Raw genomic sequence first — 26,233 nt, 5'->3', positions numbered from 1 at the left:
ATTTTTCCAGCATTTTATTTTTGTATTAAGTAGCAAGGCTTGAAACCCTCCTAGTGCGCCCTTCCGAAAAGGGTGAAACAGTCGGTTGTGCGGTGCTCCGCGCCTCATCACCCACTATAGTCACATCATTCGGCCGGTGGCCTCCAACGGGGTCCTGCTGCGACAGATCGGTCGGAGAGGGACAACGCTCGCCTCCGCTACTAAACTGCATCTCGTGTTCCGCCCTCGTTTCCGACGTGCTCTCGACTATCCCATGGCCCGCACGGCACGACGAACCGTCGTCCTGATGGAAATTGGCGGCCGTGGCGATCTCGGTCGTATCTGCGCCGGGGACGCCGATGCGACCGAGGATCGAGGTCATGATGTCGTGCTCGGCGAGCGCGGTGGCCCCGACCGAAGCCGACTCGTCAACAACGGACTTCCCGACGTAGACCGTACCGTCCTGCCCGCGGTCCAATATCTCGTTGTACTGGGCAGAGCCGACCGTTTGGCCAATAGCCACACTGGCAATAGCCTGGGTCTCAGCTTCGATCTCCTCGAACGCGAGGATGACCGTCTTGACGAGGGCACTTGCAACGAGACCCTCGACACCGTTCGTGACGAACGAGACCCTTCCACGCGTGTCGTTCAGCGCGGGGCCGAAGTCTCGGTATTCCTGATCCAAGGCCTTGAGCACGGCCTCGAGGTGATCGATATGGGTGCGGTCATATCCGACGCCGATGTCCGTTTCCGGGGTGTCGAGACCGAAATCGAGGACAGTCGTGCTCGGGTCCTCGAGCGACTGGGTCACGTCGTTGTCAACGGCCTGGTTTCCGATGATGACGACGTTGACGAATTCCGGCGTCGAAGAGAGGGGAATGGACTGAGTCTCCAAACGGTCGTTCTCGCACTCGACCGGATCGCCTTCGTCTCGAATTGCGGCCTCGTCGAGCGTCCCGAAGGTGTTCTCCGGGATGGTGTTAGTGCTTCTGCTCTTGGATTCCATTTTGCTTTTTGACATGGTTGCGATAGTAACTGAGTCGTCCCGGTCCGTGAGTGGCGGAATCTGAGACGCCTGATCAAGAAACGGTTCATCAGACGGTTCTGAATCCACCACGTACTTGATACAATAGTGGATATGCCGGGGGTAATCCACTATGGATCGAAACTGTACTATCTCGTCAGGGTTCACGACAGTTTTGACCTCTGGGGGCGCTGTGGACTTCGGCACAATCGACGAGTAGACTTCAGTGGCAGTAGCTCGACGTAATAAAGCGCGCCGTCCAAGCGCCGGCGTTTCGATCGATTGCTCCATTGCTTCACTCCATTCTGTCGACGTAGTCGCGGTTGAGTAACGACTTCGCCAACATGACAAGCTATAATCGTTAAATGTATAAAGGTTTGGCATAGAATGCCAGTGGCATTTGGAGCCAGTCTAAAATAAAAATAGTGTCTGAGTGTCCAACTATAGAAGAAAATACTAACAAACAAACACCTCATTTGCTAATAATGACTCGAATTTAGAATTATAATGAGTATCAATCTGGAAGGAGTTCCTGTCTATCAACCTGATCCAAATATTCATCCAATGACATACCTCCACTTATTGGTGCAACGAGTTCCACAATTTTTTGTGACTCTGAATCAGCAATTGGCGAGGAATAACGCAATAAGAGTCTTAGTTGTAGATCCTGACCGTTATTATCGTCAAATAATTCAGTAGCTTTTGGGAATGCGGCGATATGGGTGAGATTATCGACATTCATTCCTGCAGATGAAAAGAAACGGACGTTCGTTTCCCCTGAATTGATATAGCTGTCATTAGTCGTCCTCCACCCGGACTCCTCGATTTTCGTACGCTTCATACGGTGACTCGTTTTTTTAAGAGATGTTTGTGAATGATTATTGGCTTTGGGTATAATAATAAGCTGGAGATCAGTTGCTGCTGCTTTTCCAACGTTTGAGATCTCAAACTCATACGAATCAGTAAACTCTTCATTTGGAAAACGGCGAAAACGGTCAACTTGGAGATTCGGCTTGTGTTCCATTGTTTGTAGTGTTTCCTGGTTTTCTGTCTGTCGGCGGTAGAGCACAACCAGAGCAAGGGACAGTACAAGTGAACCACCGGCCCCAACAAGTTGAGAGAATTCAGAAAGCAAGAATGGAGGCTTAGTAGTCACAATATTAGTTTCTCCAAGTATTTCTGACGTGAAAATTATGAATATCACTATGAATAATCCGTACACGAGAACTGTTATAAAATAATCACGCGCCTGTTCCCAGCGTTCAGTGCCCTTGCGCATATGGCCACATTCGTCTGTAAATTAGTTGAAACTATCCCCTGCAATATAAGTGGAGAAATTAGCTACCGATTCTTAGTGTATACACTTATTAGAATCTTTAGATTCGCTAGAATAGCTGAACACGCAAATCCCGTCCGGTGCTTTCGAAATAACTCGGCCTGAATCAGTGCCACCAATCACCGCTATTGAAACACATCCTCAGTTAACAACTGCTGAGCGGCCACGCGTTGGATCCCTTCACACTCGGCCAACTCTGGAAGATCACCATCACACATTCGAACGACGTAGACACGCTCATCGAGCCGGTCAATCGCAAGATTCGTACTGTCATCTGGGTCACCATCGGCGTCAAGCAGTCCATCTCGTTCGAGGTCTCCCTTTGGAATCGTTACAACACCTGACCCATCGTGATTCTGGAGTTTTTGCATCGTCACACACCGCGCCCACGGCGTGTATATTAAACGTTACTCACAGTCGCATGCTGGTGACCCACCGTTTGCCTCAGCCGGAGGTATATATTGAAAGCCATGGATGCGGGGTCAACCCGCGGCATGACCGCGGGTCATACCCCTACCCATGCCCGACGAACGGGCCGGCGGCGATGAACCGTCGGATAGCGCGGCTACGTCCGCGCATCGACCGTGGCGTATCGACTACAGGAATCTCGACAAGCGACGACGCGAGCGACATCGACGCGAGGCGGCCGGTGCCAGCCGTGATTTAGATACGTCGCTGCTTGCCGGAGGTGGCGCGTGACGGCTTGGGAGTGTACTGACTGCGACGCTCAGGCAGCAACGGCTACTGCTGAGGCAACAGAGTTGGTCGAACTTGCTCGTGTGTGGCACGAGGAAACAACGGGCCATGAAACCACGGCTAGCGTCCGGAACCGCAAACTGAAACATAACAACTGATGCAACGAATACTGACGCTGTTTCTGACGGTCCTCATGGTCGGATCGATGGTGGCGAGCCCGGCGATGGCCGCCCCGTCGGATGACCTGGACTTCTCAGACGATAAGACTCCTGACCCCTACATCGAGTGGGATACGGTCACGGTAGCAACACACGACGCTGCGAACATGAGCGGCCCCACGTCGTACTATAACGACAACGGGGAACCGGATTCGCTGAATGCCTCACTAAACTCGTCTCTCGACGAGCAAGTGGGCGTCCGTTATGACAAGATTGACGCGACAGCCTACGGCGTGTTCCCACGCGCGGACTCGCAAACGAGCCCGCGTGGTGTATCAGCCGTCGACGACTCTGCCGACTGGACCAAGGATGTCAGTGGCTCGGCCGGTACAGCATCTATCACGGACGCTGACGGATCAACCGCTGGCAGTGTTCCAGCCGTTCGGTTCTCGACGAGCTCGCAAACTTCGGGCGATATCTCGACGTTCACCTACAGCAACTTCACTAGTCTGGACGATGCTGAGAAGCGCGTTCCGCTGGTTGGCATGAACGTCGATAGCCTCGAAAGTGGCGCTGAGGTACAGGTCCGCTTCGAGGAAAGCGACGGCGACTACGTCGTTGCGAACGCCTCGCAGTCGGCTGACGCGACGGCCGACACGACGATTACCACCGGGGCCAACAACGGCCTCATCTGGCAGGAGAAAGTCGAGAACATGCCCGTGCAAGGGACTGGAGACGGGCAGATGGCGTCTGTTGACTCGATTACAGTCGCGATTGTTGACGCCAACGCACAGGTCACTGTCTTCGGGCTGGACACCGCTCGGAAATCGCCTGTTGATCTCGGTGAGACGATGGAAGACACCGATGGCGACGGTGAGCTCGAAGAAACGACGATCCAGGAGACAACCTCCGGCGGTGTCATCGGCTTGACTGAGATGTCGTCACTGCCGTCGATGTTCGACTCGGCGACTATCTACGACCTCGAGGTCTACGGTGTCCAGCATCGGATGTCTGACCTCACTGCCGAGGAGGATTACTCCGTCGAGTTCTCCGATGCGGAGAACTACGCCTACCCGCGCATGCTGGAGTACAACGCGCGGCTGACTCCTCCGAGCGCGATTGACTTGACGTACTCTGGTGGCGAGCTGGAAACCCATCAAGGGCTCATCAGCGACCGATACAAGACAGTTGAGATGGCCGAAGGCGTCTCGGATACGGCCTTCGAGAACATCACCAGCTGGACCGCTGTCTCTGACCAGTACACCAGCGCTAATACGACACACACGCTGGACAACACGATTCAGGTTGGGCAGAGCTACGCCATCCACGCTGTCATCGTCCTGCAGAATGACGATGAGAGCGATATGAAAGCCAAGTCCATCGGGGCTGGTGGTGGCGGTGGCTTCTGGTCTGGCGGCTCGGCTGTCGGGTCATTCGTGAACGGCATCATCGCATCGATTGCCGGCATCGCAGCCACACTAGGAATCATCTCTCGGAAAGGGAGCTAACGGGTGAGCCACGATGTGTGTCTCACTCATCGCCTACACACTGCGACGGTTAGGAGGGCAAGATGAGCGCTGATGACGACATCGATGCCGTCGAAGTAGAGGACTCGCTGTCCTACGTCGACGAGGCTCAGAGCTACGGCTCGAACTTCAGCGAGCGCGTCATGCTCATCCTCAGCGGTGCTGTGGCCTTCATATTCGGAGCAATCACAGCTCCGATTGAGGCACTGGTCAATCTCGTCGTTGGACTCATCGGAGCATTCACCGATGGTGGAGTGGCGTGGATTGGTGCCTTTACGACCGAGCCCGCGCAGTACGTCTCTGAATCGTTTGATGCTGGTGCTGCTGGATTCACGAACACGGCCTTTGCAGAGCTGGGCCCGTTCCTGCCGTGGCTTGGCGTTATCGTCTCGATTGGGGTCGTGTTCATCGTGACCTGGTATCTGGACCGGCGTGACTCCGACGTGGTTGGTCTCGGAGTCGATCTCCCGGTCATCGGCAACGAAGACGACGGAGATGTCTCAGACGAGATAGACTGATGACGCGACGAAACCACCACAAACACGGCTGCTGGCTTCGTGCTGTGGCCCGTCAGCGGCTGTGCTCTCGTCATTCCTTCTCTGGGGGTAACACAGATGAGTGATGACGAGACCAGCACGCTCGAGGCGGGTGCTCAGTACGTTGATGCCAGTGGTGGGATGCCATCCATCAAGTGGGACAACCTGTTGAGTCTCATCGCCAGTTCGCTCATCTTGTTTGTCACCAGTCTCTGGATGGCAGTCGTCGAAAGCGGCCTCAACCTACAGCTGTGGGTAATTCGGCACGGTGGCGGCGCGGTTATCGACTGGTATCGAAGCTTGATGACAGACTCTGCCGGGATCGTCGATGACAGCTGGACCGCGGCTGGCAACTCTATCGAGCCGTTCGGGTTTCTCGCGCCGTGGATAGCGGTTACCGTCGTCGTCTCACTGGTGACGCTCATCGTCATCGGTCGGGAGGTGGTCCTGTGAGCGAAGCACGACCTTGGACTGCTGCCGGTATCATCACGCTGATAGCCAGCTGGCTAATCACGAATCTGGTGTTGCAGCCGTTTGGGTTCGTTATCGCCTACACAGAGTGGGCATACGAGACGGCTTTGAACGGCCTGCAGACTTCATTCACAACGGCGCTCGGCGGCACAGGAAATACCATCTACAACAGTCTCGATGGCGCCCGCCAGTCAATGTTCGATGCGTTCTCGAATATCGCGATGGCTGGCGGATTAGCGAGCCCGATTGTGGTGACAATCCTGTTCGTCACTGTCGGCACTGTCCTTGGGATTGTGACAGTTGCTGTCATCAGGTACGTCGCGGACTACATCCCAGGGGGAAGCTACATCCAATGAGAGACATCGCTGCTGGACTCACTGCAGTTTTCGGCGGAGTCTGGACGCTGTTCGCTGGGATGACCGACTTCGGTTGGCTCCTGGCACACACGGACCTCTGGTATCCAGTGGTTACGACGGTATCGCGGTTTCTTGGGCCGAAACTCGCCCCCGGACTGCCCTGGGAGCTGATTACATTAGCTGCTGGGTTGGTCTTCGTAGTCGCACTACTCACCAGAACCTACAGAAACAGGGATTAGACACTCATGAAACCGAGATTCGACGATAGAGCAAGAACCGAACACGAACGACAGGAGGTGACGGGATGCCCGCTGCAATGCTGATGCAGTACTGGGGCTACGTGCTGGCGGCAATCGTACTGATTGCGGTTGCCTACTGGGTCTACGACGAACGGGACCCAGAGGAGCGCGCAGCCGACACGACGAAGAAAGTCGGCAATCGGGCGGCTCGAGCGACGGGTGGCCTCGTCGGCGTCATCGTCGCTATCCTGCTGGGACTGGCGACGACGATCATGCAAACCGGGATGGAACTCGGCGAGCTCGCGATGCCGCTGCTGGACTTCGTGGGTGCGAACCCAGAGGTCAGCTCGGGAATCGTCGTGGCCGTCCTCGGCTGGATGGGTATCAGCGGCTCGGTCCCGATCTCTGGCGTCCAGTTCTTCGCGATTGCGATTACCCTCATCGGGGCCGCGGTCGCGATTGCAGCGTACACAGACGACAGCACTGAGGTCTGACATCCATGTTTAGAATAGGTCGTATCGTGCTGGTCCTGTTGGCCGTCGCCAGCGTCGTTGCCGTCCCCCCGGCGGCGGCAGACAACACTGATCAGGTCGACTCACGACAGGCAGTCTTAGACACGATTGCAGAGACCGAGCCTGCTAACGCACACCCGGACACGGTTCGGGATATCGCTGGTTGGCTCGAAGCAAACGGCGAAGCGGAGTTGTCACAGGCTGAGTATCTGCGGGTCCGTGGCTGGCTCCAGGAGGCCGTCGACGCACAGTCACTCGGCGTCGACGTGCCAGATAGATCGACCGCGGGAGAAGCGGGCTCGAGCACGACCTCGTCGGACCTCTCGAAGGCGGAGGTCATGCAGACTGTCAAGAACACGCAGCCGGCTGAGGCATCTCCAGCAGAGATTCAGGCGATCGGCCGCTGGCTTTCTTCGGAGGGCTCGGACCAGCTGACGATCAACGAGTATCGCGCGGCGCGGACGTGGGTCCGGCAGGGCATCGGAGCAACGAACGCGGAACTGAACGCGACAATACCATCGGTCGATGAGTTCCGTGATACGGTGACTCAAGAGGCTCCGGAGAAGGACGCCTCCAATCTCACGTACCAGCAGTTGAACCCACGCGGGGACCGGCCCAGCGCGAATGCTCCTGAGGGAGTCAGGGCGGCTGATGCCTACAGCGAGTACGGCCTGCAGACACTCCCGACGGAGCTGTGGGCGCTGCCTTTTGAGGGCGACCAGTCGCCGCTGTGGTCGTTCATGAGCTCCGGTGCGACGGTGAAGCGTAACAAAATCAAGTTCGCGACGAACCGACCGCGAACGACCGAGGATGTCTCCATTGAGGATAAGAACTACACGCTTAAAATCGCGTACTGGCAGCCCAAAACTCGCGTTGTCGAAGAGGGGAACCAGACACGCGAGGTCACGTACGCAACGAACATCTCGACGGTGACTCGGACCTATCGGATGTCCGATGGCCGGGATGAACAGATAGTCCCCCTGCGGCCGCACTACGATGAGAACTACGAGACGACGATTTGCGTCCAGGAGGCCGACGACGAGAAGAGCTGTCTGGCGGATGCAGATGCGAACCGCTGGCGGTTCACCCACGCCTCAAACAATGCCTACGAGGTCCTCCCTGCCACGAGCCAAGGTCGACGGACGGTCTACGCGTTCGGTCTCGTCGGCATCACAGTGCTGGTGACCCTGGTGACGCTCTTTGGCGTCCGGAAGCTCATCGACAAAGCACTCGCGAGTCCGAATATCTCGCTATTGGTATGGGTCATCCTTGGGATGGCGGGCCTCATTGGCCTCGTGCTGATGTGGGACTCTCTCGTCGAGATGTTCGTCTTGCGGCCGTTCCTCATCGCTGTCCCGGTGGGGATATTCCTCGGGATCGTGGTCGCTGAGTGGTTCGGTGACTCGACGTATCTCGCTGCAGCGATTCGTTTCAGCCTGGACGAGGTTCAGGACCCAGGCAAGCAGGTTGACAACGACGAGGTCGAGACCGGAGGCGTCGCTGCTGACGGCGGGGACGAGCTCGAGGACACCGACGCGGTTCCTGGCGGAGCAGAAGACGACAGCGCACAGGGTGTGCTCAAGATGGACATCATCCCGACGCGTATGGTCAGACACGATGAGGGCCGTGCGACGGTCAGCAACGGCGCACGGGCATTCCTTGCACGGGCCCGCGGTGCACGCTCTGATGTGGAATACGACGGCAATCCGCTGACTCGCGTCGAAGTTGACGGCGGGCCCTACGAGGAGGCGTACCTGTTAGACCCCGAGTCCGACCAGCCAATCGAACATCAGCCGGAAGGCCACAGCCTCAACATCCCCGCCCCGATTTCCCGGGAGACAGTGGAGAAAGAGGACGGCGAGACGGTGACTCGCTGGGAAACGAACATCAAGCCCTACGTCATCGGTATCGGGGCTCTCGCAGCTGGTTGGGTTGGCGGCGCGCTGCTGTTCACGAGCGGGCTGCTGGGGCTGGCTGCCAGCGGATTCCTCGTGTTCGCGCTCGGTGTCGCAAAGCCTGACAAAGGGTACATGAAACTGGACCTTGCGCCGTTGCACTACCACACGGCGGTCGGGACGATGCTCCAGCACGCGGCGAAACTGGGTGACGCGAAGTCCTGGCAGACGATGTACGAGGAAATCAAGGCAGAGAAGGGCCGAAACCGGGCTGAGGAAAAGAGCCTCGAGGACCGCGGCGCCCGCTCACAGGCGACTGCCGTCACCGAGGAGTACGTCGGCCCCGAACCGGAGTACCAGCCAGATGACCATGCCGAGAACGCCCGTCAGGAGGTGCCAGCTGACGATGATTGATATTGGCTGGTTGTTTGGAACGTCGGCTGCATTCGTCGACGCTGGCTTCGAGGTGACGGTCAACCACCTGTCCGGGGCAGCCGAAGCCGCTCCGCTCATGCTGTCACTGGTCGCACTCGGAGCCGTCGAAGTCGTCGGGAGGCAGCAGATATGACGGCTACGGACACGCGGCCGGCTGCGGACGCTCCCGAAGACGACCGGCCAGCACTCCGAGCGCTGACGACTCAACAGCGCGACCTCCTGGATGAGCTCCTCGATGACGATCTCGACACGCGGGCGGACATCCTGCGGTGGATGCAGGAACTGTCTGTGCACACGCTGGGACAGCTGGGGGACGGCTGGTTCCGGCATCAGGTGACCGACCCGACTGTCGTCTCGGCGTTCATCGGCCGGCCGTGGGGCCCGCTGCGAAACGAGGGCGTCGACAAGGATTGGCTCCTCGAGTTTCGGCGGGATATCGCGGCCAAGGACATCGTTGGGGCGCTACACGCGTCCGCACGAGAGTTCCGCTGGTCAGCATCGGAGTTTCACGACTACGATGACGACGATGTCGACCTCTCGAATGTCGACCCGGAGGACCAGCACCCTGGGATGCGGCCAAGCCTCGGGACGCTGGCGAATCGGCAGCGAAAGGCGCTGAATGTCCTGTTGGATGGCTTTGAGGACCCAGACCATTTCATCCAGTGGGGACAGAACGCTATCCGGGCCACCTACGCCGAGATCGGGCAGGATGTCATCCGAGCGGCGTACTTCGACGTGCAGATGCGTGAGTGGCTGTGCGGGCCCGCCCACGGCGTCGCACAGTTTCATCGCGAGACGTGGGCTGCGAAGTATCTCTTTCCTGGCTTCAATCGGTCGGCGTCGAAGGTCGCGTCACGTTCGATGGAACAGCCCGAAGAGAGCGAGCAAAGCGGACATATCCCTCACTAAATATGAGTTCTAAACACAACGACGAATCTGAGTACGTGGAAAGCCCCAAAGACAACGGCGGGACTGCCCCTCCCGGAAACGATTGGGGCGAGCGGACGATGCAGAGCTGTCGCAACTATAAGCCACCAGAGCGGTGGGAAACGGATGCCTACGAGATGCGTCGCTGTTTCGGCGTCCCAGAGCTCGATGAAGAGAATGATTATAAGGAGAACCCGCGGGCGCGGATGACGTGGCCGAACCTCCTCATCCACGAACGGAACCCGACCCGGTCGACGAACGACCCGGGCGGAGAGGCTGCAGTGTTCCGCGGAGATCGTGGTTCGGGCAAGTCGACGTTGCTGCGAGAGGCGAATATCCGCATCCTGTCTGAGAACACGGAGATTGTCGACGGCCGCGTGCAGGGCGAGTTCTCTGTCTGGCGTGGGACTCCGGAGCGCTCGGAGTGGTTAGACCTTCGGAAGTGGACCACGCTCTACCTGCCGAAACACGCTTCAATAGACGCTATCTGGATGGATGAGGATGAGGACATCAGCAGCGGCGAGCCGATTTCTGAGGTCGATGACCTCGAGGATATCGTCCGCGACGTGGTCTACTACGAGAGCGTGCTGGACCTGCTGGAAAAGCTCTCGAAAGGTCCTGCAGGGACGTTCAACGTCGTTTATCCAGACCCCTCGTTTCAGGGATGTACCGAACTCTCTCGCGAGACCTCTCGCGGACAGTTCGACGAGCTGCCGTACGTCCCGGCCTGGGAAGCTCGCAATCAAGACGGTGTCCAGCCAACGCCGACCTCGCACTGGTGGTTTATGTTCCTCGTCGCAGCGGTCGACTACTCGGCCTACTACAAGTTCATGACTTTCACATTCGACGAGGGTGGGGACCTGATGCCCCAGCGGGCCCGACAGGACCAGCATCGTCTATACGACAAGGTCGAACTAGCCCGCAGCTGCATCGCTGACTCGCGGCGTGAGGGACTGACGATTCTGATGGGGATTCACCGCAAAGAGAACGTGAAAGCGGCCATCCTCAAAGAGTTCAAGCGCTGGGTCTGGATGCCTCAGGGGACTTCGAACCCGGTCAAGCACCGGGCAAGCACGCATCCACCGGGCTGGTCGTCTGTGTCGATGCCGTTCGACATGATGGGTCATCGCGAAGACCCAAGCGATGCACCAATCGCGTTGTGCTTCACTGAATCTCAAGACACCGAATTCCGCTGGTCTGATGTCTCGACGGGCGAGTACTCTGGAAAAAAGCTCGTCATCCGTCTCGGCGAGCCCGAGGAGAAGCCAACGCCCGACGGCGTCGACGAACCAGAACCCGAACTCGAGTATGACGACTCCGTGTTCGGCGAGTGGGAAAACCAGACTGCCCACCGGCTGTACGTCAAAGACCCCGGTGACGGCTACATCAACCTCAAGGCCGGGGAGATCGGGGAGGAGCTGACCTCCCCAGTGGCGGACTTGAAGTTCGTCGACGGGCTCGTCGACGGAGATCGTCACCGGGAGGTCCGGATGCGAAATGCCGATGGCGAGGAACTGGTTGTCGCTCGGATTCCATCTGATTCGCTTCCAGACACCTCAGGAAGCGGACAGGAGGGGGTGGGGGCGTGAGCCGAGATATCGGCGAACTGGTTAGAAACATGATACCAGTCGCACGCGCGTGTGGCCCGGTACCGGCACCTACACCCCCCGCGATTGGAGGGGGGCCCGGCCGGCGGGCCCTGTCCCTGCTGCTAACAGTTCTAATTGTGACAAGTGCTGTTGCGATGCCGGTGCTTGCTCAGACGAACGACGTGAGCTGGAGCGGTGAAGTTCAATTGAATGGCAACCCTGCAGCCGACGGCACGCAGTACCAGTACGACATAAACGACCTGGACGCGGCCGACAACTACTTTATCAACGTGACTGGGTCCACGAACACCCATACCGAGACGCAAACGTTCGGGAGCGTTGCGTCAGGTGATACCGTTGATTTCGGCATTGCTGGCACCCAGCCGGCCACGAACGCGGAAGTGACGTTCACTGGCCGCGTGCAAACAAGTTCATCAAGCGATTCGGGTAGTGTTTCCGCCGGAGGGAGTGATTCACTATCCGTCGGCGGGAATATCGAACCGACCGGCCCCGGGCCGAACAACGAACCAGAGCTTTCGATTACCGGCTACGGTAAGATGGGCGATTCGCTGTCTATCACTGACGATGCGGGGACAAAAGATTCGTCTAACACCATCGGAGTAGAGTTTTACCCACAAACGGACGCTGGCGGGGTTAGAGGGCGGATAGCGAGCAATACCCAGAATCCAGAAACTGCGTACTTGTATGATTCAGGGGGCAACACCTTAGCAAGCAAAGATGTATCGGGTAAATCTCCTGGTGACACTGTGACTCTCAAAGGCTCACTATCAGCCAATAGCAAATACGCGCTTGTGGTTACCTCGTCAACTTCCGATATTGACACGCTAAAAACAGGCTCTCCATACCCGTCAAATTCTGAAATAGAGGTTACAGGCGGGTACTGGGGTTCTGGTAGCGGCGGATTCGGGCAAAGTTCTGTGTGGAGTTATGACCGACTGACCCTCTTAAAAACGCCCAGTGGTGTTACTGCTGATGCTGACGACGGAACTTCCGTCTCTTTCGGGGATTTTGGAGAGGGGGAGACTAAAATAAAGGAAATTGATATATCTGAGTCGGCGTCGTCTATCACGATAAACTCAGATTTGGGGAGTTTCGATTACACGCTCGACTACACCGAGCGGACCGCGAGTGAGGCCCCCAGTATCGACACCGACGACGACGGGTCCGCCGAGGCGTCGACCACCGAGGTTCTAAATGACGGCCAAACTCACACCGAGACCGTTCCGGACCTAGCTGTCGGGTCGACTGGAACGGTGAGTACGACCGCCGGTGCCGTTGACGTGTCTGTGACAGCCACGGAACGGACGCAGACCGTCGACCCGGCGGTGACGGTCAATGGCAACACGGAATCACACTCTGGAACGCTTGCAGACGGCTCAACAACGGCACTCACAACAGATACGGCGTGGCTTCAGTCGGGCACAAACACGGTAGATATTGCTGTCGGCGATGGGTCGCTGTCAGCTGACGCACCAACACCACAGGTCGGCCTGGACTACAGCCACGATGCAGCCGACCGCATCACGACGAACTACACTGCAGAACAGTGGTCTGAACGCTACAACGTCAGCCATCAATATTCCAGCGACCGGTCGGATGCACAGCTCCGGATACCATTCTCGAAAGGGGTGTACGATGTTACCAACGTCGAAATGCGAGTCAACGGCGGCACCTGGACAGCTGTCTCCAGCAGCGACTACACGCTCGAGCCGCGGAATCTGACAGTTAAGATCGGCTCGGTCACTGCTGGCGATGCGATTGAGATCCGCACGACGGCACGGAAGGTCAAAGTCGCAAACGGCGATATCACTGTCTCAGAACCCAGTGAACCCGGACAAACGCTGGACAGTCACATCCAGATCAACTCCTGGTCTGATTCGGCATACATCGAGGTGCCAGAACACAAGAACTGGCAACAGGTCCACTATACGTACAACGAGAGCTGGAACGCAGAGTCCTACGCTATCGTCGATGACACGGGCTACCAGCGCGTACATATGCCGAACGCGGTCGGTGGCGACCAAGCGCGCGTGTCGACGATTCCGCTCGAGGTGCTGCCGTCGAACGGTGATGTCCAGCTTGAAGTCGTCGACGCGTCGACGACAGAGCCACAGGTCCGTGTGTCCGCTGGTGAGAAAATCGATGACCCAGTCGACTACACGCTCATCGACGCGAAGGATGACACTGACTACATTCTGTGGTCGGTAACTCACGAGACGGTCAAAGACTCGGGGACCGCGAACTCGCCGCTGACGCTGTCTGATGACGACTCTGATGAGGTGCTTGAGTTCCGCATCGACGACAGTGGCGGCGACGGTGGCGGTGGCGGCGGTGGCGGGTTCTGGGCTGACTCACAGCAAACCGTCCAGCAGGTCCAGCCAGCCCTCTCGCCGATGGCGATCTCCGGAATCTTCATCGGGCTGTTGATCCTCGCGGTCGGCTACACGGAATGGCGGAAACGCCGGTTCTCTCAGCCGGTGTATCGACGACCGATTGTGTGGGTAGCAATTGGCGTTGGAGGTTTCCTCAGCATCTTGCTCCTCAACCCAATGGCTATCACGGAGCCAATCCAGACGGCACTGTCGACGACCCTCCCGCTGGCAGGGGTTCTCGGCGTGATCGGCGTGGCGGCGTGGCTCTACATGCGACAGAAGCGAAAGTCTACGGAAGCGTCGACGCCGGACACGGTTGTCGAGATTGCGGGACAGGTCTCGTCGAATGACTCCTCGAACGAATCGTCGGATGACGGCGGAGGTGGGTGGCTGTGAGCCTTACCGGGACTGTCCTCAAAGAGGTCATCAACCTCGTTGGCATCCAGGGCGTCTCGGTTGCGGCTATCGTCGCACTGCTGGCAATCGCAGGCTTCGCAAGTAAACTGGGGACGCTATTCAAACCAGCGAGTAAGGCGGTGAACGCAGGGTCGACGGCGTCGAATGGCCTCGCCCACATCAAGTACGTCGCCATTGCGCTGGCGATGCTGTCGCTGCTGGGCATCACGTCGATTAACCCCGAGGCCGCCCGGCACTACTACGAACTGGTCGCTGGATTCGACTGGTCTCCTCTCGTCGATCTACTCAGGGAGGCAATCTGATGCGGACCGACAGAGCGACTGAGGTCCTGTTTGAGGTTGCCCATGAGGACATCATCGACTTAGCGCAGGCGTATCCAGACCAGCGTGTCCTGGAGATAGACTGGCAGGCGATATCGGATGTCGATGCGGGTCTGGCGGATGACCTACTGTCTCGTCCCGAGCAATCGCTGCCCGACTTCGAGGAGGCGCTGCGGCAGTATGATATCCAAGCGACTGACGTCGACGGCCCCGTGCTCGCCCGCGCCACCGTCCGCCTGGAGAACCTCCCGGACGAGCACACGCACCCGGTCGCGGGCTACTCACCATCCAGCTACATCAACCGTCTCATGGCCTTGGACGGGCAGATTACCAAGCGCACAGAAGTCCAGCCCGCGATTGCCGAGGCGGCCTACAAGTGCGTCTACTGTGGGGCGCTTATCCGGGTTCCACAACCGCCGTTTGGGGGCCGGGAACGACCCGATGAGTGCAGTGCTGAGAAGTGTCCGTCCCACAACCCACAGATGCGGCCCGGATTCTCGCTCGAGACCGGTCGCAGCGAGTGGACGGACTACCAGAAAGTTCGCCTGCAGAAACCGCCAGAGGACGCACACGGCGAGTCTGAGACAATCGATTTTCACGTCAACGGTGACCTCGCTGGCGATGAGGCGATTACCGGCGGCTCGCGGGTGACCCTCGTCGGCCGATTCGTTCCCGTCGACGAGTACGGGACGGTCAACTTCGACCAGACGCTGGTCGCAAACAACGTCATCCCGGAGGGAGATGTCTACGGCGATGTCGAGATCGGCCGCTACCTAGAAGACATCAAAGCCATCGCGAGCGACAACCCGCGGGAGCGACTCCAGAAGGCGTTTGCTCCGGGCGTCGCTGGCTACCCACAGGAGAAGCGAGCGCTGCTACTGCAGATGTTCGGCGGCTGGTCGAAAACGGCACCAGACGGCAATTACCACCGCGGCGACTCTCACATCTACCTCATCGGTGACCCGGGCGTGGGCAAGTCCGTCCTCCTGCGCGCGGTGTACGAGGTCGCGCCACGGGCAGCCCTGACCGATGGCACGGGCTCGTCGGGCGCGGGACTCACCGCAGCGCTGAACAAGGATGATTTCGGCGACGGACAGTGGACGATTGAGGCAGGGACGCTGGTCCGGGCATCGGGAGGTATCGCCGCTATCGACGAACTCGACAAAGGCGACAACTCCGAGCTGCAGGCGATGCACACTGCCCTCGAAGCGCAGAAGGTCCATGTCAGCAAGGCCGGCAAGAACGCGACGCTGCCGGCCAAGACGGCTGTCCTCGCGGCCGGGAACCCGACGGGCGGCCACTTCGATCCAACCAAAGAGTTCGCCGCGCAGGTCGACCTCGAGAGCCCGCTGCTGTCCCGCTTCGACCTGATATTCACTGTTCGCGAGCGCTATAAGGAGGACAAAATCCAGAACGTCGCGAACATCATGGTTGAAGGCCGCGACGCCGCGGCGCGACTCCAGCACGATGAGGACCTCCCCGAGGAGCTCGCGTCGCTCGTCGAACCGAAGTTAGACCCGGACCTGTTCCAGTCCTACATCGCACACGCTCGCCAAGAGTACGAGCCGGTCGCGACAGAGGCGGTGAAACAGCGGATGAAGGACTGGTACACGGAACTGAAAACCACGCTCCCGGACCGCTATACGTCGGCAATGGAGGACGACGGTCGCGACTACGATGGCCCGCCGCTCCCGGTGACTGCTCGAAAACTCGACGCCTGCTACCGGCTGGCTGAGGCATCGGCTCGGATGCGGCTGTCTGATACAGTCGAGATGACTGATATCGAGTTCGTCACGCCGCTTATCGAGCGCTCGTTAGCTGATATCGGCATCGCTCCCCAGAGCAATGCAGCGCTGGGGAGTGTTGACGATCTTGACGCTGGTGAGGTGGGTCTATGAGCTCGGACCAGGACGAACGTGAGATAGCCGGGCCTGTTCGACAGCTACGGGCTGGCCAGCGAAACGCTGTCTCGTTGGCTCATGCCATCAACGAGGTCGATACGTCTGATGATATCGAGGCTGATGGGCTCCTCGAGGTTGCTGGATCTGTTGTCTGGACAGTCTTGGACCTCTTGAAGCGGTTTGGACGGTTGGTGCTCGGTGCTTGGCCGCTGGTTCTGGTGGGCCTCTTGTCGGTTCGGCTATGGTTTGTCTTTGGAATTCGCTACTTTGAGGCCCCAGCTGTCTCCTGGACATCAGCACTGGCGATGTATGGCCTTGCAACAATTCTGTATCTGGTCCACCAGATGTTGTCCCAGTACTGGTCGGTGTACAATAGCCTACGGGTGACTAACCGCTTCTAAGCCACTGAAACCACTGAAGAACTAGCCTACCACAAAATCTGTTTAGTTGTCGTCCGACCGCTCTCGCTCCATACGCGCAGAACGGATGCCGAAGAACGAAAAGAACCGACGCATCCTGTCCGACCCGTTTTTGATCCGCGTCGGATACTCGCCCTCAGTTTCAGACATGTGTCTCAACAAATGTGGCCCTAGCTAATTACTCTTATCCCAACACCGGCTAATACCAATGCGACAAGTAACACTGTCTGCTGGGCCGGTGACGGGCCGTAAGACTGCGAAATTACGGCTGTTGCTGTTCCATATGAGAGTAATAACACGCCGAGCAACAACAGTAGCTGAGCATACTCTAAATACTCAGAGTTCACTTCGATTTCGGGCTCAATCTCAGTGCTGGCTTTATCCAACTGTCCAATCGCACCGTTGATCCATCGGTCTCGCGTTGTGCGGCCAGCCGCCCGGAGGTCACCTTCCCGAACCTCAACTGGATATTCCGTTACGGTATATATCCCGACACTCACGAATGCAGATGCAAAGACGCCCAGTGCTCCTACTCCACCGATTACTACAGCTAACAGTGATAAACCGCTAAGAGCGTCTGACCCCGCTGATGTAAGGCCTGCCGCAATAAATCCAAGAATCAGTACCGATGTCCGAGCTGTCCGCATTGCTTTGTCATCGATAGATTCCAGTTTCGATATCTGCCGATCATAAACGCGTCTAGCGGACTCAAGAGCAGGGTCACGTCCGTCGTCCGAATCATCATCGGACATTGAGTTGCACTCCAGCTGACGTTAACATAATACCATCGGTGTTTTTGTAGTAATAAATATGTTAATGGGATACAACTTTCTCTCCGGTATTATGTAAACGCTATTTCAACCCTTGTAACCGTAGATTCCGACGACACCCTCCCAGTGACAGGCGCGTGTGAGAGCACGCCTGCACAGCCTCTCTTGAAAAGTGATATATTCATGAACTCAACCCCTTCATTTCGGCTGGTTCAACTGGAGTCTGCGGTGTGGGGCGGGGGTGTATTTTTGCGCACCCGTAGGGTGCGTGCCCTTAGGCACACCTCCTAAGGGGTGCCTCCCGCTGACCGGGCATGGCGACGACCCTGAATCCCGCTCAAACCGTCCTGTAAATCACCCAACTACTCCACTCGAAACAGGGGTTACGTAGCTGGGACGTATCTGACTTATAAAAGAAGGCAGCGCTGGACAGTGATGCCTCTCACCTATCGGGCGCTACGGCGGGGTCGCAGTGAAGCGAATTGCGCCCTCAAGTCGCGTTTCGGCATCAACCCAGGCCCCATCGAGTAGCGTCGGATCCCGCCCATCTTTGCGCCAGGCCTGGTACATCTCCGCGATCACAGCATCGGGATGCGGGTTGTCGAACCCACGCAGTTCGGACAACACCGTATCGATACGAATCCGGGGCTGCCCATCATCGTCGGGCCACTCGATCTCTGCCCCGTACTTCTTGCACCACCGGTCGAAGGCACTCGAGGCCGACTGCCGAACGTCCATGTCGACGAGCTGGGCCGTTCGGTCAGCAGCACTCTCGATAGCATGCTCGACGGACTCGACAATCCCACGCACTTCTGACCGCAACTTCTCGCTGACAAACTGTACATGGCCGTTGTCGGACTCAATAACCCCACCAAGCCGCTGGAGGGCCCGATAGATCGTCGACAAACTCGTCTCGGTATCCGCGGCAAGGTCGTGCACATCTCGCCCGCCATCAGTAGCCAGTGACTCAACGATAGCCTCATCGGCGGGCGTCATATCACGCAGACACGTCACCAACAGATGCTCCTGCTTGGCTTCTAACCGCGGCGTCGGGTCTTCATGCAGCGCAACAGGATCATCCGTCGAACTCGCCGCGAAGTGCTCGTCAGTGACGTAGGTCGTCCCGCCAGCCTCGGTCGGAATATCCGCCCAGGACAACACCGACAACAGCCGCTCATCGAGTTCTCGAACAATCGATTGCCGAGCTGCCCAATCAACGGCGCCGGTATCGTGGAGCTTCTGGACGAACTTCGTCCCGACCTTCGGATGATACAGCGGCTCCTCCGGGCCGAAGCTCTCGGGATTTTTCGGCAGGTAGCTCTTGAGTTGCCCGCCCAGGCTGTGGTGTGACACAAGCGTCCGCGCACTCTCTGAGCCATGCCGAATCGTGTGATGGTGCCCTTTCGCCGCCTCGTTGTCGAACCGGTAACGGCCAGCTGTCCCGGCCTGGTCGGTCAACAGCATCGAGAGTCTATCGAGCACACCACCGGTCCCGATGAGCTTCTCGTTCATCGACCGGGTAATCCGAACGTAGCGCTCGAGTGCGGTCACGCGCCCATCGAACGGCCCAGCAAAGTACCCGTGATACACCCCGAGTCCGGCCGCATCAGCTAACTCGAACACGGCCCGCGCCAGCAGTGTCGGCACTTCATCGAGTTCGAGGTTCGAGGACTGGCAGTGAACCGCCAGCCCCTCGTCGGGCTCGGTGTGGTCAAACGCTGTCGTCGTCGGCTCACCGTCGGAGTTTCGCATGTTCGGATACCGCGGTGAAATGTTGTAATCGCACTTGCGCTGGCCACGCCCGGAGACGTTGATATCGAGTTCGTACAGCCGGTCGCTGTCGACGTCATCACTCGGACGCGGCGTAAACCCGGATTTCGAGTAGGTGAACCGAATCGTAACCGGCTCACCCTCAATCTCGGTCTCGAGCTCCTGGTATCCGTCGAACTCGTTGATGAGCAGGTTCGACAGCGTCCAGTACGGCTGCAGCCCATCGTAGTCAGTTAGTTCGCTCCCACCACTCTCGGTAGGCCCGTAGTACAACCAACACTCGGCTTCGTGGGTCACGGGGGTGACCTGGCTCACTGCTGGTCACCCCTCTCAGAAGCGAACTCCCCGAGTGTCGCCGTGGCCGTCGTTGAACTGGTCTGGTCGGTATCGACGCCCTCGTAGGCATGTGTCGCGACCAGCCGCTGAGCCTCTTGGTGGTCACGCGCTCGTAACTCGGCGGGCGTGATGCCATCCTCGTCTGAACAGCATGTACAGGGACGTCGTGGACCTGCGGGTAGCCGCTCGGGCCGTTCGCCGTGGCGTTCCAGCCACGCCTCGCGTGCATCCAACTGTCGGGTGACCGTCTCACGGGGCTCGTGGTCATCGCGGGCGGCTAAGCGCCGTTCGACGGCACGCCAGGCCCGCACCCGCTCGAGTGAGTCCATCCCATCGATGAGGCTGGCGACCATCGCCCGGCGGTCGGGGTGGGATTGCAGGTCCCAGTCAAGCCATCGGGCGGGGTCCTCGCCGAGTCGGTCGGCGATGGTCCCGCAGTGCAACCGCTCGCGACGGTCGCTGGACTGATGCGTCGACGGCATCAGTCATCACCAGCCTCCTCGATGTGCTCTTGCTCGCTGTCCTGTCTCGGGCCGCCTTCGGAAATGCCACCGTCACATCGGCAATCAGGGTCAACGTCCACGGCGAGCTCGACAGCGGCCTCGCCCTGGCGTTTGATTCGGACGCGGTTGGGCGCAAGCTCAGGGTTGTTCGGGTCCGAGAAGGTTGCCGGCTCACCGAAATGCGACTGGTCGATAAGTGGGTAATACGCAGCCAGTGACTGACTCCCGAAGTGCTGTATCGTTGACCGCGGTGTCCGGAACACGACCTGTCCGCTGAACGCCCGAAGGGCTGGCGGGATGAACAGCCCCTCCTCGCCGAGATGGGTGTCTTGGCAGCCGCCATCGGTGCGAGCCCGCCTCCTGCGGTTCGCGACAGCTCGAACGCGGTTGGCCTGTTGGGGCTGGCACGCACAGAACAGTCGCCAGATTAGATTCCACTGCTGAGTGCAGCGGCGACATAGCTCGTAGCGTGACCCATCCGCGAGTCGGGTTGGTGTGGTGTCGTCGGTGGTGCCACAGGACACACACCTGCGTTCCTGGGGCGCCATCTACGCCACCTCCTCGTCGACGTCCCAATCGAACTCGTAGTCGGGCTCGAAGGATGGGTCGGCCAGTTTCGCGGCAATGGTATCCTCGGGAATGCCGGTACAGCCAGCCCGCTGGTCGTTGCTGGTGTCGTGGGAGACACTGAGATGGAGGCGTGTGCCCCGCCCGCGTGATTGCAGACAGTGCGTGATGTCATCGAGATCCGCGAGCCCGGTCGGGAAACACTGTGTACAGAGGTCCGAGTCATCGATGCCCTCAACGGCGATAGTGACGACACGCCAGTCACAGGTACAGGAACACGGTGTCTCCAGTGACAGGGGTGGCGTCACTCCTGTTCACCCCCGTCGGTCGTGATGACTTCCCCATCGGCGTTACTGCGGACGACATACTGTGTTTCGACGCCGGCGGCATCACGCTGCCGGGTCGCTGGGTTCGTACACTCGGGGCAGGCATGGAGCTGGCCGTCGTTGCCGGCCCGCACGCGATAGTACCGCGCTGAGACGTGCGCGCCGCAGTTGTCACACTGCGGGCTCACACCTGAACACCTCCAGAACGGCCGGCGAAAACAGGTGGCTTCAGCTGGGGGTTTTTATAATCCGGCTTTGAATCTAAGAACCTAAGCCAGGGGTGGGATTTGAACCCACGAACTCTCGATTACAAGTCGAGTGCTTGGACCACCCAAGCTCCCCTGGCGCGGTTACATGCCTGGGTTGTGTGGGGACCGTTTAGAGAGTATCGTTTTCCGTCGACTTTTCGAGCTCGATCCGGTGTGGTGTGTAGCCGTGCGCTCGGTAGAACTGTCTGGCGGATTCGTTGTCCGCCATCGCTTCCAGCGCGAGGATATCCGCACCTGCCTGGCGGAGTAGTTCCTCCGCCGAATCGAGCAGTTCGCCTCCGATTTCCTGGTTCCTGTAGGCGGGTTCGACGAAGATATTCTCGATGATGCCTCGTGTCTCGTCTTGTTCGTAGCGGCCGCTGTCAATAGTTACCATGACGAATCCGACGATATGCCGGTCTATCGTGGCGATACGGACGTTCTCGGCGACGACACGCTGCACGACGGTCTCTCGGACCGCAGTCCGGTTCCGGTCCCCGAACAAGTGTGACCCGTGGGCACGCTGGCTCTCTGCCAGTCGGACCCACAGGTCGACGATGGTGTCCACGTCATCCATCGAGGCGGTGACGATTTCCACGGTGTCACTCCGTGTCGTACGGTCAAAACAGTTCGGCTACTCGGCTGTACCCGTCCACCGCGGGGAGGGAGACCGGCTGGAGTGGCTCAGACGTCCCGACAGTCCGCACAGAGGAGCTGCCCGTTGAACGAGGCCAGGTCCCGTGTAAACGTGCTACAGGCGGAGCAGATGCCCTGATTATCGAACGAATCCTCGGCGGCGGACTGCATTCCGTCGGTGGTGGCTTCCTGGCCGGTCGTCGCAACCTGTGGGGTCTGTTCGACGACGTCTGTCGACTCGCTCTCTAGCCGCGCAGTCGAGAGGATGTCGTGCTCGGTCAGCGTCCCGAGCGGCTCACCGTCGTCCGTGATCAAAAGGAACTCGGCGGACCGCGTCGCCATCCGGTCCCGGGCCGCCGGGAGTCCGGCGTCGGGGTCGATTGTCGGAATGGATTCACGCATCACGTCGCCGACGGTGGCAGTCTCCGGGTCGCCGCCGTCGACGATGTAGGCCAGTACGTCTCTGTCCGTCGCGACGCCGACCGGTTCGTTCCCCCGCAACACGAGAATCGGCTGCTGGTCCTCGCGGATCAGCAACTCCGTCGTCTCGAGGAGGTCGTCAGACTCGCTCGCGCCGACGTACTCTCGGTTCATAACCTCCCGCACAGTGACCTCGCCGTTCATGTGTGACATTACCACACGACCGGTCTAAAAGATACCTCCACTACGTTTATATCGCCTGGTTCACAACTTACTCAGTTGTCTCGGTCTCGATGGTGACTGCCTCGCCGGTCGCTCGACAGGTCTCTAACGCGTGCTTGGCGTCCATCCCGGCCGTAGCTGCCGTCCGCCCGCGTCCGACACCGACTTTTAGCTCTACGTCGACCGCATCGCGGACGTGACTGATGGCGTCGTGGTAGTCCGCCTCGTCGAGGTCCGGACAGACCGCGATGACGTTGTCGCCGCCGACGAAGAAGGATAGCGAGTCGTGGGCTTCACGCATGTACTTCATGAGCGCCGCGTACCCCTGTTCGATCTGGATGAACGTGTCGAACTCGTTGAGCTGGTCGGTGTACTTCTCGGTGGCGTCGTCGACGTCGAAATGCGCGAGCTGTACGTCCCTGGGCTTCCGGAACTCCTCATCGATTGTCTGCCCGCGTAGCACTTCTCGACGGCCCTTGTCCTGTGCACTACCGGCTTCCTGTAGCTGCTCCGTCGCCGTTCCAAGCGCCGAGACGGGCGTCGTTCCCGTCGCGACCGAGAGGCTCATCGTCACCGGATAGCGGTTACCGACGGATTCCTGGATGAGCGCGTGTGCGGCCTCGTCCAGCCCGTTCGTGACGGCGATCATGTTGTCGAACCGCGAGAAGAAGATGTAGCCGTCGCGGTTCCCGAACAGTTGGGCGAGATCGGCGTACAACCGGGACTGGAGCGTCTGGAGGTCGACTTCACGGCGGGGTTCAGGTGTCACAGTCCACGGCCCGTAGTTGTCAATCTGTATATGAGTGATCTGGGTGTTGGTCACTGTCCATCGACCGTTTGGAAGCGACGGGTATTGCTCTGTCGAAATTTACCGGCAGAGTGGACTGAGGCCCGGTCCGAACCGGTGTCGGATTCCGGACATCCGGGCCGATTCACCGGCGGTCAGTCGGCACCGCGTCGGGGCGCTGTATCTCGACGGTCCCGACCATCGAATCGTATGTTACGATATCTGTTGCCGTCAGTTTCGGGAGGTGTTCGGTGAACAGCTCCTCGGTGAGTTCGTCCCTGTCAGTGTCGGGAACCGCTGCTGGCTCGATGTCACGCTTGGCTGCCAGAACCGCCGCCGCGAGGTCTGCCACGACCACTGGCTCCCCGCGGTCTGCCAGTATCGAGAGCGCGCGGCGGCGAGTGTCGTCCGACAACAGGTCATCAACAACCTCCTCGGGGAGTCCCTGCCCGGTGCGGTCGCCGCTTGGAGATGATGTCGCCATACGCGAGGCTACACCGGCCTCCCACAAGTATGTGTCGTGCCCGCACACCACACAGTCAGGCCTGTTCGAGTCTGTACGGCCACCAGTCCGCCTCGCGCAGCGCGCGTCCGAGGGACTTGTGGAAGTCCGGGAAGTCTTCGAACTCTTCCTGATCGACGTATTCGAAGATGTCTGCCACGCTGACAACCGTCTCGTAGTCGATCCGAACCGGGTGGTCCCCGTACTGTTCGACGTACTCCTCGGCAGTCAACGGGAAGTCCTCGTCCTCGTCGACTTTCTTCGCCAGCACAGCGTGGCCGTACTTGCGCCGGCCCTCGCTTCCTTCCTCACCGTCCGGATCGTGTGGCCAATCCATACGCGGTTCTCTGGACACTGGCACAAAAAGGGTTTCTCTCCCCGCCTACAGTTCGAAGCCGCTGTCGTTCCGGCTGCCACCCCGACGAAGGAGGGCGATGACAACGCCGAACAGCAGCAACGCACCGAGGAGACCGCCGATGACCAGTATCGTACTGATGCCCATGATTGTGGCCGGGAGCGGTCCGAGTCCGACGCCGTCACCGTCGCCCGCGGGTTCGGTCTGGACCGCTGGCTCCGTTCCCGTCGGATCCGTCCCCGGCTCGGCTCCGCCGTCCTCGTCAGTCTGGAGCTGGCCCTCGGTTATCTGAACCTCGCCCGCGTCGACATCGTTGAAGCCGATCTGGAACTGCCCCGGCGTCGTCATGACCGTCGACAGCGTCACTGTCTGCTCAGTCTCCGCCGGGACAGTCACCGATGTCTGGTTGACGACCTCGCCGTCGACCAGCATCTGTGCGTCGTAGGTACCCGGAGCACTGCCGGCGTTTTCCACAGTCCCCCTGACGCTGACCCGATGGCCGTCCGTCGCCTGTTCGCTGACGACTGACGTTCGTGTGACGGTGAATGACGGCTCGATTCGCCCGATGGCGTAGGCCGACGCACCTTCGGTATCCGCCTCGTAGACGACGCGGTCGGGCTGCTCCGCAACGACAGCCGTTTCGGCGGCTCTCCAGGACCCGTTCACGCGATGATACACCCGGACATCCGACGCGGCGATCCCGGCTGACTGGAGTGTGGAACGGTTCAGCGCGAACTCCATCGACGCCGGTTCGACGCCGTCCGACGACCCAACAGTCACCACACCGAACACCGATGCGTCGTCGCCGGACGGAACCGGGATGTCTGCCGCGCTGGGATCAGTGTACTCGGTCACGTCCTGCGTGAACGCCTGCTGTGACGCGTTGACCGTCCAGGACTGGACGGCGAAAGAGCGGTTCGTCGGCCCAGACACGTTCATCTCGTAGGGTTCGTCCGTCGGGACTGTCCCACCGTGTATCCTGAGCTGTCGCGTGGTCGAGTCCATACGTGTCGTCTCGACAATCGCTGGCTTGACTGTGACCCGTCCGGCCGATGTCCCCGGGCTCTTGACTTTTATACTGTACGTGCCCGGGGTGTCGAACTCCAGCGCCCGCGTCCGCTCGACCGACGAGTCGGCGTCGACGACCACCCGTTCGGTCGCTCTGGTCGTTCCATTTACTCTGTACTCGATAGTCATCGCGCCGCCCGAGTCGCCGGTGTTGTGGACCGTTGCGGTGACGTTTACCGATTCACCGGCCAGTATCGTGTTCGCGTCTTTCGACGCGCCGGATACGAACAGACTCGGTTCAGCAACAGCGGGGCCTGCTGCCGTGGCTGCGAGGAGGAGGGCAACGACACAGACGAGTAGCAGGCCCGGAAGATGCTGTCTTGGGGACCTATCTTCACGTACCATTACACGGATATAACCCGGACCATCGACATAAAACCGCCCGGTTGCTTCGATTCGGTAAACGGCCCCTACGAATCGGAAGGCGGTGAATTCTGTAATACCTTCCCCTGTGGCTCCTTGGACTGCACAGACTGTTGCTGTGGGAGCGATTTGAACCAGAGCAAGACGGTCCTGCTCGCCCGCACACAGCTTCGCCGTTCACGTTCGCCGTTCTCCTTTCGCTCAAACCGCGTTTTCGCTACGCGGGCTGTG

At 59.2% G+C, this 26,233-nt stretch carries 30 protein-coding genes and 1 tRNA gene; 15 read left to right on the top strand and 16 right to left on the bottom strand.

Translation table 11 applies throughout. The features are described 5' to 3' along the window. Positions 1-25 precede the first annotated feature (25 nt). Positions 26-1,294: a hypothetical protein gene (locus ACOZ4H_RS13935; RefSeq protein ID WP_424329846.1), complete on the bottom strand. Its 1,269-nt coding sequence runs from the start codon at positions 1,292-1,294 to the stop codon at positions 26-28. Positions 1,295-1,517: 223 nt separating this feature from the next. Further along, positions 1,518-2,282: a hypothetical protein gene (locus tag ACOZ4H_RS13930; protein ID WP_424329845.1), complete on the bottom strand. Its 765-nt coding sequence runs from the start codon at positions 2,280-2,282 to the stop codon at positions 1,518-1,520. A 227-nt stretch (positions 2,283-2,509) separates the two neighbouring features. On the opposite strand from ACOZ4H_RS13930, the gene ACOZ4H_RS13925 reads away from it, so the two are divergent. From ACOZ4H_RS13925 to ACOZ4H_RS13855, 15 genes are all read left to right on the top strand, one after another. Then, entirely contained in the window at positions 2,510-2,683 is a 174-nt protein-coding gene (locus ACOZ4H_RS13925) for a hypothetical protein (protein WP_424329844.1), read from the top strand. Between the two features lie 175 nt (positions 2,684-2,858). Further along, complete coding sequence (locus ACOZ4H_RS13920; protein ID WP_424329843.1) at positions 2,859-3,038, top strand: hypothetical protein; 180 nt, start codon at positions 2,859-2,861, stop codon at positions 3,036-3,038. 154 nt (positions 3,039-3,192) lie between these two features. Then, complete coding sequence (locus tag ACOZ4H_RS13915; RefSeq protein ID WP_424329842.1) at positions 3,193-4,701, top strand: hypothetical protein; 1,509 nt, start codon at positions 3,193-3,195, stop codon at positions 4,699-4,701. Between the two features lie 62 nt (positions 4,702-4,763). Beyond that, on the top strand, positions 4,764-5,237 hold the full coding sequence (locus ACOZ4H_RS13910; protein WP_424329841.1) for a hypothetical protein: 474 nt from the start codon (positions 4,764-4,766) through the stop codon (positions 5,235-5,237). 96 nt (positions 5,238-5,333) lie between these two features. After that, on the top strand, positions 5,334-5,708 hold the full coding sequence (locus ACOZ4H_RS13905; RefSeq protein ID WP_424329840.1) for a hypothetical protein: 375 nt from the start codon (positions 5,334-5,336) through the stop codon (positions 5,706-5,708). Continuing rightward, entirely contained in the window at positions 5,705-6,082 is a 378-nt protein-coding gene (locus ACOZ4H_RS13900) for a hypothetical protein (RefSeq protein WP_424329839.1), read from the top strand. Before ACOZ4H_RS13905 ends, ACOZ4H_RS13900 begins: the two co-directional genes overlap by 4 nt. A 304-nt stretch (positions 6,083-6,386) precedes the next feature. Further along, positions 6,387-6,815, top strand: coding sequence for a hypothetical protein (locus tag ACOZ4H_RS13895; RefSeq protein ID WP_424329838.1), 429 nt, complete (start codon positions 6,387-6,389; stop codon positions 6,813-6,815). A gap of 5 nt (positions 6,816-6,820) precedes the next feature. Beyond that, positions 6,821-9,142 carry a hypothetical protein gene (locus ACOZ4H_RS13890; RefSeq protein WP_424329837.1) on the top strand — a complete coding sequence of 774 codons (2,322 nt, stop codon included), beginning with the start codon at positions 6,821-6,823 and terminating at the stop codon, positions 9,140-9,142. Next, on the top strand, positions 9,135-9,296 hold the full coding sequence (locus tag ACOZ4H_RS13885; RefSeq protein ID WP_424329836.1) for a hypothetical protein: 162 nt from the start codon (positions 9,135-9,137) through the stop codon (positions 9,294-9,296). Before ACOZ4H_RS13890 ends, ACOZ4H_RS13885 begins: the two co-directional genes overlap by 8 nt. Continuing rightward, positions 9,293-10,072, top strand: coding sequence for a hypothetical protein (locus tag ACOZ4H_RS13880; RefSeq protein WP_424329835.1), 780 nt, complete (start codon positions 9,293-9,295; stop codon positions 10,070-10,072). The genes ACOZ4H_RS13885 and ACOZ4H_RS13880 overlap by 4 nt, the downstream gene beginning before the upstream one ends. A 2-nt stretch (positions 10,073-10,074) precedes the next feature. Continuing rightward, positions 10,075-11,679, top strand: coding sequence for a hypothetical protein (locus tag ACOZ4H_RS13875; RefSeq protein ID WP_424329834.1), 1,605 nt, complete (start codon positions 10,075-10,077; stop codon positions 11,677-11,679). Positions 11,680-12,782: 1,103 nt separating this feature from the next. Next, a complete protein-coding gene (locus ACOZ4H_RS13870; protein WP_424329833.1) occupies positions 12,783-14,468 on the top strand; it encodes a sulfite exporter TauE/SafE family protein in 1,686 nt (561 codons plus the stop codon). Further along, on the top strand, positions 14,465-14,791 hold the full coding sequence (locus tag ACOZ4H_RS13865) for a hypothetical protein (RefSeq protein ID WP_424329832.1): 327 nt from the start codon (positions 14,465-14,467) through the stop codon (positions 14,789-14,791). Before ACOZ4H_RS13870 ends, ACOZ4H_RS13865 begins: the two co-directional genes overlap by 4 nt. After that, positions 14,791-16,707, top strand: coding sequence for an ATP-binding protein (locus tag ACOZ4H_RS13860; protein ID WP_424329831.1), 1,917 nt, complete (start codon positions 14,791-14,793; stop codon positions 16,705-16,707). The genes ACOZ4H_RS13865 and ACOZ4H_RS13860 overlap by 1 nt, the downstream gene beginning before the upstream one ends. Further along, complete coding sequence (locus ACOZ4H_RS13855) at positions 16,704-17,111, top strand: hypothetical protein (protein ID WP_424329830.1); 408 nt, start codon at positions 16,704-16,706, stop codon at positions 17,109-17,111. Before ACOZ4H_RS13860 ends, ACOZ4H_RS13855 begins: the two co-directional genes overlap by 4 nt. Before the next feature lie 42 nt (positions 17,112-17,153). Here ACOZ4H_RS13855 and ACOZ4H_RS13850 read toward each other — a convergent pair whose 3' ends face one another. From ACOZ4H_RS13850 to ACOZ4H_RS13785, 14 genes are all read right to left on the bottom strand, one after another. Beyond that, positions 17,154-17,279 carry a hypothetical protein gene (locus ACOZ4H_RS13850; protein ID WP_424329829.1) on the bottom strand — a complete coding sequence of 42 codons (126 nt, stop codon included), beginning with the start codon at positions 17,277-17,279 and terminating at the stop codon, positions 17,154-17,156. A gap of 20 nt (positions 17,280-17,299) precedes the next feature. Next, positions 17,300-17,881 (bottom strand): hypothetical protein, encoded by a 582-nt coding sequence (locus tag ACOZ4H_RS13845; RefSeq protein ID WP_424329828.1) that lies wholly within the window; start codon positions 17,879-17,881, stop codon positions 17,300-17,302. 474 nt (positions 17,882-18,355) lie between these two features. After that, a complete protein-coding gene (locus ACOZ4H_RS13840) occupies positions 18,356-19,984 on the bottom strand; it encodes a DNA-binding protein (RefSeq protein WP_424329827.1) in 1,629 nt (542 codons plus the stop codon). Then, on the bottom strand, positions 19,981-20,487 hold the full coding sequence (locus ACOZ4H_RS13835; protein ID WP_424329826.1) for a hypothetical protein: 507 nt from the start codon (positions 20,485-20,487) through the stop codon (positions 19,981-19,983). Before ACOZ4H_RS13835 ends, ACOZ4H_RS13840 begins: the two co-directional genes overlap by 4 nt. Further along, positions 20,487-21,056: a hypothetical protein gene (locus tag ACOZ4H_RS13830; RefSeq protein ID WP_424329825.1), complete on the bottom strand. Its 570-nt coding sequence runs from the start codon at positions 21,054-21,056 to the stop codon at positions 20,487-20,489. Before ACOZ4H_RS13830 ends, ACOZ4H_RS13835 begins: the two co-directional genes overlap by 1 nt. Then, positions 21,057-21,383, bottom strand: coding sequence for a hypothetical protein (locus tag ACOZ4H_RS13825; RefSeq protein ID WP_424329824.1), 327 nt, complete (start codon positions 21,381-21,383; stop codon positions 21,057-21,059). Then, positions 21,380-21,589, bottom strand: coding sequence for a DUF7563 family protein (locus tag ACOZ4H_RS13820; RefSeq protein ID WP_424329823.1), 210 nt, complete (start codon positions 21,587-21,589; stop codon positions 21,380-21,382). The genes ACOZ4H_RS13825 and ACOZ4H_RS13820 overlap by 4 nt, the downstream gene beginning before the upstream one ends. An 84-nt stretch (positions 21,590-21,673) precedes the next feature. Then, a tRNA-Thr gene (locus ACOZ4H_RS13815) sits at positions 21,674-21,747 on the bottom strand. A gap of 32 nt (positions 21,748-21,779) precedes the next feature. Continuing rightward, the gene (locus ACOZ4H_RS13810; protein WP_424329822.1) at positions 21,780-22,247 is read right to left on the bottom strand and encodes a GNAT family N-acetyltransferase; all 468 of its coding nucleotides are present in this window, start codon (positions 22,245-22,247) and stop codon (positions 21,780-21,782) included. A gap of 86 nt (positions 22,248-22,333) precedes the next feature. Further along, positions 22,334-22,909, bottom strand: coding sequence for a CBS domain-containing protein (locus tag ACOZ4H_RS13805; RefSeq protein ID WP_424329821.1), 576 nt, complete (start codon positions 22,907-22,909; stop codon positions 22,334-22,336). A 67-nt stretch (positions 22,910-22,976) separates the two neighbouring features. Further along, entirely contained in the window at positions 22,977-23,750 is a 774-nt protein-coding gene (locus tag ACOZ4H_RS13800) for a GTP cyclohydrolase III (protein WP_424329820.1), read from the bottom strand. A gap of 109 nt (positions 23,751-23,859) precedes the next feature. Next, positions 23,860-24,198, bottom strand: a complete 339-nt coding sequence (locus ACOZ4H_RS13795) for a DUF7344 domain-containing protein (protein WP_424329819.1) — start codon at positions 24,196-24,198, stop codon at positions 23,860-23,862. Between the two features lie 55 nt (positions 24,199-24,253). Beyond that, a complete protein-coding gene (locus tag ACOZ4H_RS13790) occupies positions 24,254-24,553 on the bottom strand; it encodes a DUF5785 family protein (RefSeq protein ID WP_004593490.1) in 300 nt (99 codons plus the stop codon). 45 nt (positions 24,554-24,598) lie between these two features. After that, the gene (locus tag ACOZ4H_RS13785; protein WP_424329818.1) at positions 24,599-25,984 is read right to left on the bottom strand and encodes a PGF-pre-PGF domain-containing protein; all 1,386 of its coding nucleotides are present in this window, start codon (positions 25,982-25,984) and stop codon (positions 24,599-24,601) included. Positions 25,985-26,233: the final 249 nt, after the last annotated feature.

The organism is Haloarcula amylolytica, from assembly GCF_049705545.1.
Classification (GTDB): domain Archaea; phylum Halobacteriota; class Halobacteria; order Halobacteriales; family Haloarculaceae; genus Haloarcula; species Haloarcula amylolytica_B.
The sequence above is the reverse complement of the archived record's forward strand: the minus strand, read 5'-3'. Positions and strand labels throughout refer to the sequence as shown.